Origin of the sequence: Paraniabella ginsengisoli (genome assembly GCF_022513635.1) — a bacterium.
Classification (GTDB): Bacteria; Bacteroidota; Bacteroidia; order Chitinophagales; family Chitinophagaceae; genus Niabella; species Niabella ginsengisoli.
This window is the reverse complement of sequence record NZ_JAKWBL010000003.1, coordinates 201,358-218,566: the sequence shown is the minus strand read 5'-3', so window position 1 is coordinate 218,566 and position 17,209 is coordinate 201,358. Positions and strand designations below refer to the sequence as shown.

21 protein-coding genes and 2 pseudogenes are annotated in these 17,209 nt (G+C 38.4%); all 23 read left to right on the top strand.

The window, feature by feature from the left end; all coding sequences use genetic code 11:
* Position 1 precedes the first annotated feature (1 nt).
* The 23 genes and pseudogenes from MKP09_RS15630 (at position 2) to tssO (ending at position 17,191) form a co-directional block, all read left to right on the top strand.
* Positions 2–289: a hypothetical protein gene (locus MKP09_RS15630; protein WP_240830927.1), complete on the top strand. Its 288-nt coding sequence runs from the start codon at positions 2–4 to the stop codon at positions 287–289.
* 187 nt (positions 290–476) lie between these two features.
* The gene (locus MKP09_RS15625) at positions 477–1,091 is read left to right on the top strand and encodes a hypothetical protein (RefSeq protein ID WP_240830925.1); all 615 of its coding nucleotides are present in this window, start codon (positions 477–479) and stop codon (positions 1,089–1,091) included.
* Positions 1,052–1,369 carry a hypothetical protein gene (locus MKP09_RS15620; protein ID WP_240830923.1) on the top strand — a complete coding sequence of 106 codons (318 nt, stop codon included), beginning with the start codon at positions 1,052–1,054 and terminating at the stop codon, positions 1,367–1,369. Before MKP09_RS15625 ends, MKP09_RS15620 begins: the two co-directional genes overlap by 40 nt.
* A gap of 51 nt (positions 1,370–1,420) precedes the next feature.
* Complete coding sequence (locus tag MKP09_RS15615) at positions 1,421–2,665, top strand: DUF6531 domain-containing protein (protein WP_240830922.1); 1,245 nt, start codon at positions 1,421–1,423, stop codon at positions 2,663–2,665.
* Entirely contained in the window at positions 2,596–4,416 is a 1,821-nt protein-coding gene (locus MKP09_RS15610) for a hypothetical protein (protein ID WP_240830919.1), read from the top strand. The genes MKP09_RS15615 and MKP09_RS15610 overlap by 70 nt, the downstream gene beginning before the upstream one ends.
* On the top strand, positions 4,395–5,945 hold the full coding sequence (locus MKP09_RS27455; RefSeq protein ID WP_317235361.1) for an RHS repeat domain-containing protein: 1,551 nt from the start codon (positions 4,395–4,397) through the stop codon (positions 5,943–5,945). Before MKP09_RS15610 ends, MKP09_RS27455 begins: the two co-directional genes overlap by 22 nt.
* A gap of 27 nt (positions 5,946–5,972) precedes the next feature.
* The gene (locus MKP09_RS15595; protein ID WP_240830917.1) at positions 5,973–6,527 is read left to right on the top strand and encodes a hypothetical protein; all 555 of its coding nucleotides are present in this window, start codon (positions 5,973–5,975) and stop codon (positions 6,525–6,527) included.
* Between the two features lie 70 nt (positions 6,528–6,597).
* A complete protein-coding gene (locus tag MKP09_RS15590; RefSeq protein WP_240830916.1) occupies positions 6,598–6,873 on the top strand; it encodes a hypothetical protein in 276 nt (91 codons plus the stop codon).
* A 597-nt stretch (positions 6,874–7,470) separates the two neighbouring features.
* Positions 7,471–7,833, top strand: coding sequence for a deaminase (locus tag MKP09_RS15585; RefSeq protein WP_240830914.1), 363 nt, complete (start codon positions 7,471–7,473; stop codon positions 7,831–7,833).
* 89 nt (positions 7,834–7,922) lie between these two features.
* Entirely contained in the window at positions 7,923–8,360 is a 438-nt protein-coding gene (locus MKP09_RS15580; RefSeq protein ID WP_240830908.1) for a hypothetical protein, read from the top strand.
* Positions 8,361–8,564: 204 nt separating this feature from the next.
* Positions 8,565–8,846 (top strand): annotated as a pseudogene (locus tag MKP09_RS26345) (RHS repeat domain-containing protein); the annotation flags it as partial.
* A 142-nt stretch (positions 8,847–8,988) separates the two neighbouring features.
* A complete protein-coding gene (locus MKP09_RS15570; protein WP_240830906.1) occupies positions 8,989–9,279 on the top strand; it encodes a hypothetical protein in 291 nt (96 codons plus the stop codon).
* Between the two features lie 387 nt (positions 9,280–9,666).
* Positions 9,667–10,080: a hypothetical protein gene (locus MKP09_RS15565; protein ID WP_240830904.1), complete on the top strand. Its 414-nt coding sequence runs from the start codon at positions 9,667–9,669 to the stop codon at positions 10,078–10,080.
* Between the two features lies 1 nt (position 10,081).
* On the top strand, positions 10,082–10,942 hold the full coding sequence (locus tag MKP09_RS15560) for a J domain-containing protein (protein ID WP_240830902.1): 861 nt from the start codon (positions 10,082–10,084) through the stop codon (positions 10,940–10,942).
* Positions 10,943–11,156: 214 nt separating this feature from the next.
* Positions 11,157–11,531: a GPW/gp25 family protein gene (locus MKP09_RS15555; RefSeq protein ID WP_240830900.1), complete on the top strand. Its 375-nt coding sequence runs from the start codon at positions 11,157–11,159 to the stop codon at positions 11,529–11,531.
* 7 nt (positions 11,532–11,538) lie between these two features.
* Entirely contained in the window at positions 11,539–12,339 is an 801-nt protein-coding gene (locus MKP09_RS15550) for a hypothetical protein (protein WP_240830898.1), read from the top strand.
* A gap of 50 nt (positions 12,340–12,389) precedes the next feature.
* Positions 12,390–13,415, top strand: a complete 1,026-nt coding sequence (locus MKP09_RS15545; protein WP_240830897.1) for a hypothetical protein — start codon at positions 12,390–12,392, stop codon at positions 13,413–13,415.
* Entirely contained in the window at positions 13,412–13,756 is a 345-nt protein-coding gene (locus MKP09_RS15540) for a hypothetical protein (RefSeq protein ID WP_240830896.1), read from the top strand. The genes MKP09_RS15545 and MKP09_RS15540 overlap by 4 nt, the downstream gene beginning before the upstream one ends.
* A 59-nt stretch (positions 13,757–13,815) precedes the next feature.
* Entirely contained in the window at positions 13,816–14,112 is a 297-nt protein-coding gene (locus MKP09_RS15535; protein WP_240830895.1) for a hypothetical protein, read from the top strand.
* Positions 14,109–14,357, top strand: coding sequence for a hypothetical protein (locus tag MKP09_RS15530; protein WP_240830893.1), 249 nt, complete (start codon positions 14,109–14,111; stop codon positions 14,355–14,357). The genes MKP09_RS15535 and MKP09_RS15530 overlap by 4 nt, the downstream gene beginning before the upstream one ends.
* A gap of 2 nt (positions 14,358–14,359) precedes the next feature.
* Positions 14,360–15,270, top strand: a pseudogene (locus MKP09_RS15525) (TssN family type VI secretion system protein).
* Positions 15,271–15,456: 186 nt separating this feature from the next.
* Complete coding sequence (locus MKP09_RS15515; protein WP_240830889.1) at positions 15,457–16,632, top strand: hypothetical protein; 1,176 nt, start codon at positions 15,457–15,459, stop codon at positions 16,630–16,632.
* Between the two features lie 40 nt (positions 16,633–16,672).
* On the top strand, positions 16,673–17,191 hold the full coding sequence (gene tssO, locus MKP09_RS15510; protein WP_240830888.1) for a type VI secretion system TssO: 519 nt from the start codon (positions 16,673–16,675) through the stop codon (positions 17,189–17,191).
* Positions 17,192–17,209: the final 18 nt, after the last annotated feature.

The following is a 17,209-nucleotide window of genomic DNA, read 5'->3' as shown; positions in this document are numbered from 1 at the left end:
TATGAGTAGCACAACATCTGTAGCGCAGGAGTTTTACAAGATACGGGAAGAATGGGCGCGGGTTGATAAATTAAAAACCTGGAACCTGGCAGTGTGGATAGCCACTTACCAGGATATTGATATTATTGATAAGTTTATTGAAACGGAACGTTTGCCTATTGGCATTTTTGATGATATTTTTTTCGCTTCAACACTGCATACAAAGGTGATCCGACTTCTTTTGAAGAAGCACTCTGGAAAGAGTATGAAAGCTGGTTTCAACCAATACCAGATCCATCGCAAGACCTGATGCTGGCGCTTAAAAATGACGGAATTTTAAATCCTTTATTTACTCCACTAATAAGTATTAACAGCGGTTTCAGCGGTTTGTTAAAAGAAATGCTTCGCCTAAAAGATCATTTGCGAGGATTCGAAAAAATAATTTCTGTCTCTATTTTCCTCCGGCAAAGCCGCACCAATTCATATTAGGTGATTGGTTGAACCAAAAAATAAAGAAAGGCATACCTGCGCATATCAGGCTTGTGACAATTGATCATGCTGCAAGCAGAAAAATTTTTATTAATAATACTGACAAGGTGGTAGAGTTAAAGCCAGATCTTAACATGCTGGCTGCTATTAACAATGAAATGGATAAGGGCGGCGGAAACAGTGATGCTGTAAGCCCGGAGGCACGGCTTACAAAACAAATACGTACCGTAATGGATACGATTGTAAAGAAAGATCCTAAGCTAACAACGCGTGAGGTTGGAAAAATGCTATCTATTGCAAAAGAAACAGGCAACTCATCTACTATCGTTTCTACGTTGCTTGTAGCCTCTCAGGCACATTATAATATTAAAGATCACGAACCCAGTGAGCGGCATGCAGATGAGGCTATCGCTAAAGCTGAAGCCGAAATGGAAAAAGGAGATGCCAGTGGATATCATTCATGGAAAGCCTGCATGATGTTGAAAGGTGCATTGTTAGCCGCTAAAAGAAAATGGGAAGCAGCAATTAAAGCATATGAGGCTATGGCTGCGATGGCATTAAAATTTGGAGATATTTTTTCACAATGGAAGGTTACCGCATTTCGGGACATCTGTATTACTTAAGAGGCAGGCACAAACCTGCTTTTGAAAATAGTTTGCTGGCAATGGTAGCCGGTAGCCAGTTAAGTAAAGAAATGATCAGGCAGAGTACTTTTTTACATGCAGCTTACCTGGCCGTTTTTTTAGGAGAAAAATTAAAACCTAAAGATGAATTGAAAGCGCTGGAGGATCAGCTTGATGTGTGGATCGGAGAAGACTGGAGAGAATTGATCGGCGGTACAGAACTGGAAAAAAGCACTGTTAAGCCTCGTAGCAAATACATGCCACCCGTGCCTTTTTAAATGAAGGATCTGTTGCGTGTTTGAAATTTGAACTTAATAAAATATTAGATAATGGTAACAGCAGGATCAGCGCCTAATAAAGGTTTTGGCGAACTGTTTGGCGAAGCAAAAGGAAAACTGGACGAACTTCAGGCAGGCCTTGCCGGCATATTTCCGGCTATGCCGGGTATGCCTGCTGGTAAATATTTCGACCTGGCAATGGGCATAGATTTCGAACAGACCATTGCTCCACCATGCCCCGTTTTCCCCGTACCACACGTAGGATTGATCTTCGATATTTTTGGTGCTATAATGAATGCCATTGCTTCAGCATTACCGCCGCCACCTGCAGAAGGCGATGGCTTTAGCGTGGCTGGTGTGGCATCGGCTATTGTAAATGCACTAAAGCCTTCGGTAAAAGTGCATAGCCGCTGGATCAATAATGCCGGTACACCTGTAATGCACCTACCAGCAATGTTCTTGCACCTGCTTCCTCTTGCAGTGCCTACCTCATCTTCCGAAATGTGGATGGGAAGCAGTACTGTACTGGCCGATGGAGGCCCCTTCTCCACACAGTTTCACCCGGCATTATCTTGTAATCTCGTTGGTTTTCCTAGTTTGCCACGTATGAATAAAGCACCAAGGCCGGTGCTTGATCTCATGCTTCCTACCTCTTTGTTATTAGGAATCATCAGCAGCGGTGGCCAGGTACTGGTAGGTGGCCCACCAACGATCGATCTTTTTCAATTGATGTTGTCGATGGGTATTAAAGGCCTGAGTAAGGCCTGGAAAAAAATGGGTGATAAGTTTCAGGATGTGATCAATAAGATCAGTAAAAAGAATGAAGGACTTGCCAATGTGTTACAATCCATCAAATGTAAATCGTTCGGAGAGCCCGTCGATGCGGCAACAGGAAGGGTTATTCATAACAATGTTGATTTTGAATTACCCGGCCCTATACCATTTGTTTGGGAAAGAACTTATTACAGTGATGCTGCTGTAGAAACCTCATTGGGTTACAACTGGCATCATAGCTATAATATAGGCCTGTATGATGTGGGCAATGGATTTGCTATCCGACTGAAAGATGGCCGGGAAGCGGCTTTACCTTACTTGCAGAATGGGGAACTGTTTTATCATCGCATTGAGCAACTGTTTTTTGAAAAAGATGAAGCCGGATATTTCGTTACCGATGCTGACAAGCTTGTATATCGCTTTAGCGAAAAAAGAACAGGGATGGCTTTGCCATGCTGGCTTCTATTACCGATCCGCAAGGTTTTTCTATTCGGTTTGATTATGATACAAAAGGAAATCTGACCAGCATTATCGATAGTTGTGGCAGGCTTCTAAAGCTGCAAAATGATGAAATGGGGCGTGTGCAAAGGGTTTATACTATTGCAGATAACAGGCGTATCAATTTTATACAATACCAGTATGATGCTGCCGGCAATATGATTGGAACCGAAGATGTAATGGGTGCCGTGAAAAGGTTTGAATATGAAGATCATTTATTGATAAAGCTAACCAATCAAAGTAACCATAGTTTTTACTGGGAGTATGAAGGCAAAGGTGATGCGGCCCGTTGTATACATACCTGGGGCGATGAAGGTGTGCTGGAGTATTGGTCTGCTTATAAACAGAATGAAGATGGAAGCGGTGTAACAACTGCCCGTGACAGCCTGGGGCATGAAACAGAATATCATTATGACAGCAGCAAGCTGATCTACAAAATTATTGATGCCAATGGTGGCATTACCCGTCAGATATATAACCAATACCAGGAACTGGAAGTGTTGGTGAATCCGGAAGGAGGAACTGTACAATACCAGTATAATCTTTTTGGAAAAATAGGCCGCATTACTAATGAAAATGATGAAGCCAGTACTTATCAATATGATGAACGCCTGAACCTGACATTTGCCGGAAGCCCCGGCGGTATGGCCATTAGCTGGGAGTATGATGAAAGAAGCCGGTTAATAAGCCGCACCGGAATAAGCGGTAATACTGTTCAATATGAATATGAAGGCAAACATGTAAAACGCATTACAGATAATAAGGAACGCAGTTTTGAACTTTGGTATGATAAGCAACATAATCTTACCAGGTTACAGTATCCCAACAGGCTTGAGCAATTATGGGAATATGATGAATTGGGAAATATGCTTTTTCATAAAGATGTGAGAGGCAATATTACCCGTTACACGTATAATGACGCCAGCCAGGTTGTTGAATTAAGAGAACCAGATGGAAATACACACCGGTTTGAATATGATGTAGCAGGAAACCTTCTAACCGCAAGGGATTACAGTCACCTGGTAGAATTTGAATACGGACCATTGGGCATATTACGTGGCCGTAAACAAAATAACCGTAGTGTACGATTTAATTATGATACCGAATTACAGTTGCGCAGCATTGTAAATGAAGGAGGTGAAGTTTATAAGTTTGGATTAGATGCTTTAGGTAATGTGGTAAGCGAGTGGGGCTTTGATGGATTGAATCGCCGCTACCAACGCGATAACAATGGCCGGGTAACTAAAGTGTTACGTCCTCAGGAAAAATGGACCAGCTATGATTATGACAGCGTAGGAAATATTGTAAAAGAGGAGCATAGCGACAGCAGTATGGCTGCTTATAAATATAATGCAGACGCGCTATTGATTGAAGCTATTAATGAAACCAGCCACATTAAACTGCAACGCGACAAAGCCGGACGTGTGGTAAAGGAAATGCAGGACGGCTATGAAGTGACCAAGTTGTATGACAGCGACGGCAATTGTGTATATACCGGAAGCAGCCTTGGTGCCGATATCAACATGCGATATAATGAGTGGGGCATGCTTACAGAAATGAATGGAATGCGTAAAACCACGCCTGATGAAGCGCTGCCACCTTCAGTAGTAGATATAAAATTGAAAGAGATTGAAGAACGAATTGCAAAGATCACAGGTAAGGCCTCACCTCATAATGATAGGATATCCTCATCCACCGGGGAGGCCGGGAGGGGGCTGGGTGGACTGCGCTGTTCCACCGCGATGATACGGGCTTGGAGCTGCATCGCCAGTTAAGTGGTGGTATAGGTGTGCATACCGATCGTGATCAATTGGGCCGTGTAACGCGACGCACCATTGGTGCTAAAAATATAGAGCAAAGCCGTACACGTTATGAATGGGGCCGTGGTAATAAGCTGCATAAAATGGTTAACGAACTTACCCATGCCAAAGCAGATTTTGATTATGATGCATTTGATAATTTAGTAAGCGCTACTTACGAGGAAAAAAGCGGTACTGAAACCATTTACCGTGTGCCTGATAAAATAGGCAACCTGTTTAAGGCCAAAGATAAAAGCGATCGTAAATACAGTGAGGGCGGGCGTTTACAGGAAGATGATAAATATTGTTATTACTATGATGCAGAAGGCAACCTGGTATTTAAAGAATATAAGCGCAATGAAAACCTAAGCGCCATTGATAAAACCGAAACAGCAAAAGAAAAAGGTATCAGTTTGCAGCGTTCCGCTACGGGTTGGGAATACCAATGGGCTGGGAACGGCATGTTGCAAAAAGTAGTAAACCCCGGTGGGCGCGAAATAGAATTTTATTATGATCCTTTAGGAAGAAGAACGGCGAAAATAGTTTGTCGTCCTGAGCCTGACGAAGGACAACCTGAACACACAGTAACAAGATTTATTTGGGATGGCAATGTGCCTTTACATGAGTGGCAATACAACGGTGAATATCCACCAAAAAGATCTGTTACAGAAAATGGTATAGAAGAAGAAAAAGAACCGGTTGAAAATATTATAACCTGGGTGTATGAAGATGGAAGTTTTGTACCTTGCGCCAAGCTCATTGAAGATAAGCAATATAGTATTGTAACTGATTATTTAGGAACACCTACGCACAGTTATGATGAAACAGGCAAGCTGGTATGGGAACGTGAATTGGACATATATGGTGCGGTGAGAAAAGAGAAGGGGGATAAAGGTTTAGTGCCGCAACTTTATCAGGGCCAATATGTAGATGATGAGACCGGGCTGGCGTATAACAGGTTCAGGTATTATGATAATGAAAGTGGGGGTTATATTAGTCAGGATCCAATTGGGTTGATGGGTGGATTACCTAACTTTTATGGCTATGTAACGAATGTCAACTTGTTTGTGGATGTTTTTGGGTTACATCATGGATTATCAGGAGAAATCATAAGAGATGGTGAAAGTGTGTTTAATAATACGTATCAAAGTGGTAGTCCTGGAAGTGGTAGGTTAAATCAACAGGAAGCATTGTTAACCCATACTGAGCGCAAATTTTTAACAAACGATGCGATGGATATGGTTCAGGCTGGGGATCATCTTAAAATGTCAGGTCAACTAAATCCATGTAAACCTGGTTGTCAACCAGCCATTCGAAGATTTGTAAATGATTTCGATGTGAGCGCCGAATATCACGCTACAGATACTGGAAGAAGCTATCATTGGAGTAAATCATCGCCTGGACATATTATTCAAACTGAAATGGAAGGAGGAAGAGTAGTAGCTAAATACGACTATAATTTAAACGGGAAAAAACCTAAAAGAAAAAAACTTAACACGCATTAGTATTACAAGAATCTACAAAATTAGAGTATGGATTTTAAAAAATATACAGAAGCAATTCAGGCGATAGCAATTGTCGCAACAGGTAAGGAACCTCTACTTGAAAATACATTGTATAAATTCTTTCCTCATGGGATTGATTATGCATCAAAGGTGGCTGCTGAAGCTGACCTTGATCATTTTACTTCTATTCAAGACGGAGCAAATGATAAAGGCGGTTTTTTTTCTATTGGTAATAGACATTATAAAATTAAAAAAGAAGATTTACAAAACGAAGACCCTGTAGTTTATTCTGTTGAAGGTGACTTGATATCAAATTCAGCCTATACTTTCGTTTTGATAGAACTGGGCATTTGCTTGTCAGAAATTGCATCAGCGAAATATGAACATCATCGTTTTGATATTTACTATAGCATCAGAAAGAATTTTGATACTTTGATAAAAGATTCTTATTACTCAAATAAACTATGGTTGAAAAAAGGTAATGATGGATATGTTGTTACGATTGCCGACATTAAAATTATCCTTGTAGGAAGCTCCCAAAGCACTATCGCTAATATTGTAGAGTTATTAGGTGCAAATTAGTTTGGAAAGTGGATCTTTTTAATCTTTTAAAGCGTATATGTATATGCAGTCTTTTGAAAACGAAAAAAATATGCATGTTAAAATTGATGATTACAATAAAGTCAATGTTGTTTTCGCCAACGTTTACTCAGAAAAACTGAACGATGGTGCAGAATTCAAACAAACAGAGCAAAAAATTAAAGCTATTGAATCTGCAATCCCATTCATTTTATCTAAATTGGCCAATGAATTAACGACAGCGGCATATTCGCAGCAATCAAGAGAAGTAATCTTTTCAAAAGAAGCTGAAAAATTAAAAAAGAATTGCAGCTACTTGAAGTTGAATTTGGTTTGGAAAATGAAATAATTCTAACCTTTATGGCTCCAACTCAATATCCTGATTATCATATACAGTGTATATTGAATCAGGATTTGGAGGTTGAGGAATGTTCTTTATATTGATTTTGAAAATAGCAATATTTCTTTCCTTTAGGTCATTTCTCCACGCACCTTCCCGTTTCAACTTAAAAAGATGAAATTGATATATACTGGAAGAAACGATTCTGGTAAAGAATATCGTTATACTATTTTGGAGGAGAATTGAAACTGGATAGCAAAAAATAAATTGATGACGAAGAAGAGTGGGAACGCATACTTATAAATGAGTTTTCTATTAGATTTATAATCAATGGCTGGTGTCCTCACGAGCCATTTTTGTTTACTGCGAGGAATCGCTGAAATAAGCTTTCTAGAATTATTGCGTTGATGACGAGACCGGGCTGGCGTATAACAGGTTCAGGTATTATGATAATGAAAGTGGAGCATATATAAGCCAGAGGATCCAATTGTATCGGGGCAAACTAATTTATATGGTTTTGTAAATGATAATAATACCTATATTGACATATTTGGTCTAGCTGGAACTCCATGGGACGCTATAGATTTCTTCAGAGATCAAAATGGCATGCAAGTTTTAGGAAATTCCATACCAAAGATTGGTGATGGCAGAGGGACAGTTGCTTTTGTTGAAGTTAATGGAGAAAAGGTATTTGGCGTAAATTCTACGTTACTTGGAGAAGGTGACAAAGATCTTGGCAGATCTTGGAGAGACAAAATAGGTCTTGGAGCAGGTAAAAGTCAGGTATTTTTTCATGCTGAAGCAAATTCCTTAATGAACGCGCACGCAAAAAATGGAGGACTACCAAGCAAAATGACAATGTATGTTGATAGAGCAACCTGTGCGAATTGTAGAAAATATTTGCCAGATCTGATGAAAGCTCTAGGAGTTAAAGAACTTAATATTATTGATAAAAGTGGAAAAAAATGACATTACACTAAGAATTAGTTTAACTATTCCATGTCAATTTATTTTGAATAAGATTTTAATGAATTTTTAAAGGAGTCAAATTTATTAGTATGTTTAAAATTGCAGTACAGTTTTTAAATGAAGATTTTGTAACAGATTCAAAGATGGATAATTATAAACCCTATTTTTTGGATCATGATATTAATAAAAGTGATATATCAAACTCTGGTTATTTTGAATACAAGCATAAAGATGGAGATATAGTTTTATTATTTATAGCTCACGATGGCAAATTTTCTCTACGGTATGATTACAATATTTTAACAACTACCAACAGTAGTCAACCAAGTTATTACAGTGTGTTTGATCCAAATCATATGAATGAAATAATCGATGCAGGTGATGAGAATATGATTCCATTAGGGTCACTAGTAGAATCCAATCAGGCATGGGCAATTATTTGTGATTTCTATCAAAATCCTGAAGAAAAATCATCGAGAATTCAGTGGCTTGATGCTGAGGAAATCAATTGGGGAGATATAGAATGATTCAGTTGTCAAGCCTGAAAACTATTTAGCTTAATATGATAGATTGGAATACATATCTGAAAATATAAACTCATTGTAAAATCGTCAAGTAATCTAATCTTGACGATTTTTTTATAATAAATGAATGCAAAAGTTGGTCAATCCCTCCCAGCAAAAATGACAGATGATGAAAGGACTTACCTGACCGGTTAAACTGATTATTTAGGAACACCTACGCACGGTTATGATGAAGCAGGAAAGCTGGTATGGGAACGTGAATTGGACATATATGGTGCGGTGAGAAAAGAGAAGGGGGATAAAGGTTTAGTGCCGCAACTTTACCAGGGTCAATATGTAGATGAAGAGACCGGGCTGGCGTATAACAGGTTCAGGTATTATGATAATGAGAGTGGCGGTTATATAAGTCAGGATCCAATTGGGTTGGGCGGGGGTATGAAAAGTTGTCGATTTAAATGTCTATCTTTAAGAGGTGGCAGAAAAAAATGAATCACTTGCTAATTCCATTCTTCTTCTATTGAAAGTGTTCAATCCAGCGTTGATTTAGTTTCGACAACATTTTTTATTCACTTTACTGTTTTTTCTGCTTTGTCCAATAACAAGGAGAGAATGCGGTAGTAAAAACGATTCTATGCAAAAACATAAATTTTCAGAACTTTTCGCTGACAGGATCGTATTGAATAATATTGAGGTTATACCTAATCATGTTTATTTCACTGGCGACGCCATTGCTTTATGGAATAATCGTGAAGACGGCAATGAAATGGAATTAGATGAGTGGGATTGGCACGAAGATATACGGAGCGGTAATAAAAGCTATATTGTAACAGATATTAAGAAAAATAATCCTTTAAGTATAAAAAAAGTCTGTCGGATTAATATAAAAGTTCTGACAAACAATCGTTACTTTCTCAAATCTTAAAAATAGCAAGCTAATAGTGCTTTTGAACGCACTTAATAAAGATGACAATATCCTTATGCGCACTTTTCGTATTAAGTGTAAGATAAGCACCCTCAACAGCTATCACCGTGTATATTTTCTCAGATGAAAAGGGTGGCAGAAGCTTAACCTTATCTCCAATAATAATTGTAGGCATTATACGAAGTTAATTCTTTTTAATTCAGCAGTTGCTCATAATGAAGAAATCAACGTTGCTTGCTTGTTCCAATTCTAAATTGACGGATATTTTTTTAGAAAAAAATCACACCACTTAACATTAGTTTTAAGCAACTTCTATACATAATATTAAAAAAATATTATTTTGCCTGTGATTTTGTTCTCAACTCCTATGTAACTAAGTAGCACTCTATGATCGCCCTTCAAATTATAATCATTATTTTGACGGTAGCATATATTATTTATGTGTGTCATAAACAATCTACAGAACATAATCGACGTCAGCAGGATGAAAAAGATCTTATTCTGGCAAAACAGAGATTAACAGATGCATCTGACGATTTAAAGCATATCGAAGAAGAACTTTTTCCCTTAGTTAACGAGCAATTTGGATTGGAGTATGCTGAAAAGATCAGGAACGGAATTGTTACAATCGGCATGCCTTCAACTTTTTTAACTATGGCTTGGGGCCATCCTCAACGGATTGAAAGGCACGAAAGCAGGAAAGAGGAACATTGGTTTTATAAGGAGCAGGAAAGCAATGACGTTACACAAACCCAGGTAGTCATCCAAAATCAGCAGGTGATAAAATTGAAAGATTTTTGATATGCAAGGAACATTAAAAAACTACTATGAAATACTTGGTGTTCCCCGGTCAGCTAATGCAGATCAGATTCGTACAGCCTACCGGAAGTTATTACTAAAATTTCATCCCGATAAAAATATCGGGGATGTTTATTTTGAAGACTGGTCCAAAAAAATAAATGAAGCGTTTGAAGTCTTAATGAGTTCTGATTTGCGTTCGGAGTATGACAAAGTATATGAAGAAACGAAAGAGGCCTGGAAGCAGGCTGCGCAAACAGCAAAACAAGAAGCGGAAGGCGATGTGCAAAAAGACGGAGCAAGTGAAGTTCTATCAGTTGACACAGAAATAAAAAAGTTGGCGCCTGTATATATTTCCGCAAAACAAGCCCATATTAAAGCAAGCCGTAATGTTTCTGATATTGAATTAAGACTGACCTCCAAAAGGAAGAATGTAAAATGGAGAATAGTAATCAGTAGTGGCATCATCCTGGCTACATTAGTTTGGGCAGGTATTTCCAATTGGAAGGTTTTGAGCCAATGGCGTAGGCCGCAATCTTTACCCATTGGAGTGTCGGCAGTTAGCCCATTGCCACCGCTATCTGAAATGGAGGATGAACTCCATTACCATACTGAAGGAAATATAGTGCCGGTAAACCTTTGGTTAAGAATAACATCTGCCAAAGCCTATTTTTTCGAAGAGCCGGGACAATCTACAAAGACAAGATTTTTGTCAAAAGGTAATAAGTTTCATGCCACAAAGAAGTATGAAAATTATTATTACGGTGTATTTCAAAGTTCTGTAAATGAATCTTATAAAATTGAAGGATGGATCAAAAGAGAAGATGTGGAGATTCTTACAAATCCGACAGGCGCAGATTATTAATGTTTGGTAAAAAATAGCAAAAAGGTTTGCCAAATCTAAAAAAATAAGCATATTTGTTACACGAGATTTTATTGTTTCGCGTTTACCTATCAAGAAAATATCTTTTGACCCTGGCTAATCGCACGTACCTCTAATTTGAAAATGCCGGGAAAATGAATTTCCATAGCTATTATAAATTACCTCTTGATCTGGGTGGCATTGCGGCAAAAAAGAATTGCCTAAGTGCAGCCTTAAAGAATCTGTAGCGCATCATCTGCATCTTATTTTAACAACCTCGTTTGGCGAGTTGTTAAGCGACGCAGGTTATGGCAGCAGCCTATGGGAAGAAGATTTCGATAATGTTTCTTTTAGAAATAAACAAAAGGAGCATATACTCCGGTCCATTTCGGCTACTATAAATGAATACGAAAAAAGAATTGAAAAGGTAAAGGTGGAAATGAATGTGTTGCAGGAAGAAGTGCCTGACAGAAACTCTGACCCCAGAATGAAACGCAAGCTTGATTTTCAAATATCAGGAGTTATTGTTGCTACAAACGAACCTATTGTGTACAAGGATAGCTTTTTCGTTAGCCCTTTAGCATATAATTAAACTTAACATGAGCGAAAGCAGGGAGCATATAAGAAACAGGATGCTGCAAAATGCCGCAAGGATCTGGGGCTATGCAGAAACCGAAGATACGTCCAGCTTTGATCCGCTGGTAAATTTGCTGTTATCTGTTAACGCCTCCGAGTTTGAGCGCCTGTCTAATGAAATTCATCATTCGCGTAGCCGGGTTATGGAGCGCATCATGCAGCTTCTGGCGCCAGATGTGCTTACAGGCCCACACCAGGCATCGGCAATATTAAATGCTAACAGTATTGATAATACCGCAATACTTTCACCAAAAGAACAATTTTTTATAACACAACCTTCGCAATCGCGCAATGAAGGAAATGTAGATATATATTTTACACCGGTCGACTCATTTTTTATAACAGCCTCGTCCATTAAGTATCTGGCTGCTGGTAATAAAATGTTTCGGTATACCACAGATAGCATTACTAAAGAACTTATCGGTTTGGCAGGAGAACAACAGGTGCTGCCAAATGCCACTCTTTGGATAGCCTTAGATAATCCCAATATAAAACTAAACAATACACAGTTTTATTTTCAATACAGAAGTGAGATCAACAAAGAGATTTTTTATAACCAATTAAAGAATACCCATTGGTCTGTAAACGGCCGCCAGCTTATACCACAAAAGGGCTTTAATACTATACCCAATACAAATCCTGATTGGTATGCACAACAAATCATAAATCAGCAATCCAGTATATCTGATAAGTATGTTCAGTTGGTAAAGCAGCAGCACGAAAACTTTTTATCACTGTTGAAGAACCTTCCTATTCAGGATTAATTGGTGACACGGTAGTGCCTTCAGAGTTGAATGAAGTTTTTGGACCTGCTTTGAAAAGCCTTGAATCCGAAAAACTCAAATGGGTTAAGATTGTTTTTCCTGAAAACATTACCAGCGCGATGTTGGAAGAAGTGAGTGTTTTTGCTAATGCATTTCCAGTAGTTAATCGCCGCCTGCATGAAATATCGCATCGCCTGCAGGAAATGATGAATGTAATTCCATTGCTTACAGATGATAACCAGTTTTTTGATATTGATGCGATTGAAGATGAGAATAGCAAAAAATTACACATCAGAGAAACTGAAAGCGGCGATACATCAGCCCTGAGCATAGTAATGCGCAATGGTGGTGCCGGCCGCTTCGACGAGCGTGATGCACAAATGGTAATAGAAAATCTTGTACAATTATTGAGAGATGAAAGTGCTGCATTTTCCAATCTGGGAAAAGATCTTATCTCGCAGGAAGTAAAAAATCTTCAACAATCAATTACCAAAATTGAACAATTGGTAAGCGTTAAAAATAACCAAACCTCTTTTACGCCTTATCTGATGGTTCGCAACAACAAGCAATCAGATTCAAGGTTTTTATATATTTCATATTGGAGTACTAATGGTGCAGCCGCCAATGGCGTAAGGGCCGGTACAAAGTTGCAATCGTATCGGACAAGTTCGGTAAAAGCTTCTTCAGCATATCTTCTTACACCTACGCAGGGAGGTAAAAACCGGCTTAGTCAAACAGATAGTGTGGTTGCATATAAGTATGCATTGCTGTCTAAAGACAGGGTCATGAGCAGGGAAGATATTCGCTTATATTGTCGCCTGGCTTTAGGTAATATAGTGCAGGATGTAGCCATAGGAAAGGGTTTCATGGTGTCAGCTGAAAGTGCAACCGGGTTTATGAAAACAATTGATGTTACCATCAGTATTCCCCGGAAATTTTACGAAGATGCCAAGGACAGCGGCGAATTGGAAAGTTGGGAAAAGGATATCGCATTACAACTGAACGAAAAATCACTTGCTTTTATTCCTTTTAGAGTATTTATAAAATCGATAGTAAGCAATAGCATAGCGGTATGATGCAAGAAGATAAATTATATGAGTTGCTTGAAGTGCTCGGCCAACGAGGTACGGATGTACGCGCTGAAGTGCTGTTAAACCATTTAAGGGAAAATGGACTTATAGACCGGAGCTTTGTTGTGAACCACAACGGATTTTTTTATCGCGAGTTTACTAAAGATATTTATGCGTCTTCTGTGGTTGATGATAAATGGTTCAGGCAATATCTTGAAATAGAATTATCGCGTGCTGGCTTTTATGATATGTTGCCGGAAGCATTATTTCATCAGCCTGAAACCAGTGAGTTCAGGCAACGTTCGGGTGTTGCTGAAATGATCACACGCTATAAAAAAACACGGTAAAAGAAAAAGAAACCCGAAAATTTTTTCAGCCTTTTGAGAATGAGTTTTTCCATCAGCAAATGGAATTGGAAAAGGAAGAAGTGAACATGCTGGATGCACTAAAGAATAAGGCGCTTAGCGATTATTTTTTGAAATTCTGGGGGCTTCCTGCTTCACTTACCATTCACGAAGTAGCATCATTTTTACTGCTATTTCCGTATGCGAATGTTATTAATGGAAATATACCGTTGATGCGGGCTTGCCTGAAAGTATTGTTAAAGGAAGATGTAGACATTATTCGAAAAAGCCCGTTGCCAACAATAGCTGATGTGGAATCTGATGGGGGCTTGGCGAAAAGCCGTTGGGTGACTATATGATTTGTGGTAATGAGTTTATGGAGGAATATCCTAATCTCTCTTATAAGATCGGCCCACTAAAAAATAGTAAGGTAACCGCATATATCGAAGGAGGAAGCAAAGAATTGCTCATAACAACGTTTAATAATTTTTTTGCTCCGGTTGAAGCGGATATTGAGATCGATATAGAAATAGACAGCAAGATTTCGGGAATGAGTTTTGCTGATGAAGAAGGAATTGTGTTGGGTTATTCTTCAGTTATGTAATTATGGTTGATATTTTATTGATTAATAATAATAGTGCATTACAAATGGATAGTTGGTTTTCTCAATCAATGCGGGGTATATTGTCTGTGTTGGGCATTGGCCTTCTTAGCCTTTCAATGGTCGCCGGTATTATTATTTCCCGAATTAGAGGAAGTGTAAAGCCTTTTATTAAGCCATGCCTCCTCTACCTGTTATTTTATGCATTTGTATTTGCTGTCGTAGGGCTTCTCATAGCATTGCATATTTTCCAAAGCTATACACAATATTTTATTTTTTTCCAGTTGCTTTTTATTGGATTAGGTGTGCTTCATGTGCATACGCTTTATAAATACCTGAAATGGGTAAATGAAAAAACCTTTTGGGCTGAAGTTATTTTTACCATTGTAGTTGCTGCTGCTGGCGGTTTGTGTTTTATGATGGTATATCGTTATTTCAGAAGGGATGAAATGGATATTACAATGCTTACTTCAGCAATAGGGTTTATCATCCCACTATTTGTGTATTACACTTATAAGCGCGCCATTGCTATTCCGTTTAAAATTCTTAAACAATGGTTTTATCCATTACAAGCAGAAGCTTCAGAACCCGATGAGAAAAAACTTAAAAATCTGCTCGTCATAAGTTTTGAATTCTTGAAAAAGAAAATGATAAGCATTATACCAACTTCAGAGCGAAAGCCCCTGCGGATATGGACTTTGGCGAATTGTTCTATTATTTTATTAATGATTACAACGAGCGGCATCCGCACGCTACTATTTCTTATTTAAACGGAACAGGCATGTCTTCGGGTTGGATCTTTTTCAAAAAGCCAAAGTGGTACACGCTTTTTACAAAGTATATTGATGCGGAAAGAACCATATTTACGAATCATGTTAGAGAAAATGATATTATTATGTGCATCAGAGTTTCTTGACATGAGCCATAAGAAGCGGAATGCCCCGAATCACAAACAATAAAAGATGAAAAAATTAAACATACAAGAATGAAACTGAAATGATTGAAATTCTTATTTTTTCTCAGGATAATGAAAATTTTAATCATCGAGATTCCATTTGACAAATAATATCAGCGGCGAAGCCGCGAACTAAAAAAATTACGAATGAAAAGATCTGTGGAATATCAGCCAGTAAACTGGATCAATGGGATGAAGATCAATAAAACCCATTTCGTTGCAGAGCGTAATGCCACACTCTACCAGCAAGCGTTGGGCAATACAACATTTCTGAATGATCATAATTACGGAATGTTGCCTTTTACCGGAAACCAGCCGGCATCTAAAATTTGGCTTAGCGTTGACAATGCAAATCATGTTAATATCCGCATTATGTCTTGCCTGGCTATTACAAGAGGTGGATATATTGTAGATTTTAATTCTGACGAAGCTGATGTAGCTAATCCACTTTCAGCAAAGATTCCTGGTTTAAGTATTCCTTTCAGCCAGTTAAAAGGAAAAAGTGAAGCTTTTTATGTTATACTTTCTGTAAATCCATACAACCCCGAGCCTACTGGTTCTGCTAATCCTGAAGAGCAGCCTGTACGCCTGCCTTTTCTTCGTCCAAGATATTCTGTTTTATTGTTGGAAGAAGAGGAAACCAGCGTGAACACATTAGGTGAGTTTCAGCTGCCAATAGGAAAAGTGGAGATTAAAGATCAGACTGTTGTTTTGGTAGAAAATTATATTCCTGCAAGTACTACTGTAAACAGTAATGAGTTATTGCTTCAACATCATGCGCAAACCGAACAGTTTTTCGGGAAGCTCGAACTTGATGCACTTCAGATATTGCAAAAGATATTACAAAAGAATCAACAGAACGATATTACAGAACCAGTAAGAAAATTATGTGAGCAGGTGTTGTCTTACATTTCAAATGTATATGGCACATACAGGCAGACAACGCGCTATTCGGCGCCAATTCACCTTGTAGCGGCTATATCAGGGTTAGCGCGTACCGTCAAAAATGCTATCGATATTTATGTAGGAACTGCAAAAGAAGAAATGATCAATTACTTCACAGAATGGTGTAATGTAAAACAGGGAGAGTTGGAAGATGAGATTGCCGATGTGTGTAATTATAAATATGATCATTTGAACATACATACCGGCGTACAAAAGTGTTCGGATTTTTGTGGCCTTATGCTTAGTCTTTTTGATGCATTGGCTGCGCTTGATTATATCGGCAAGAAAAAAGAAACCGGCATTTTCGTTAAAGAACAGCTTATCGTTCCAGAAGAAGATATCCAGTCAAGAAGAAGAGGTTTTTTCCTGGCAGATTAACATTATTAACGTTCCATATTACTTAAAACATTAAATAAAAATGGCGCAGATAGTTATTAACGCAAAAGAAAGAAGACAGGCTTTCTGGAAATTTTTATTATTTTTTTTACTATCAGTTGGTATCATTTTGCTGGCAGTTTATTTTGATACATTAGTTCCATCAAAGGAAAACAAAATGATGCGTGAGCAATTAGCCAAGTTTAAAATTCGAGAAACCGCCCAGGAGCGCTTTACCAACAGTATGAACGAAGCAAAATCGCTGATCGACTCTTTGCGTAAACCTGGAGCAAATCAGGCATATATTAATTCCCAAATATTAGAAAAGATCCGCGAGCTGACTGCATTACAATACAAAGACAGCAGTATGTATAGCAGGTTAAATTCAAGTGTTATAGATGTTTTTCAGCGTTATCAGGAATCAGTAGGACAGGTTGCCAAGCTGGGCACAATGCCGGAGGAATTTCAGAAACTGAAACAGGATTATGATAATTCGCAAAAAGAATTAATTACCTGTAGGCAGAATTTAAATAATTTATTGAATCCTGCAGGAACATATTAGGATTGAATTTTGTAGCTG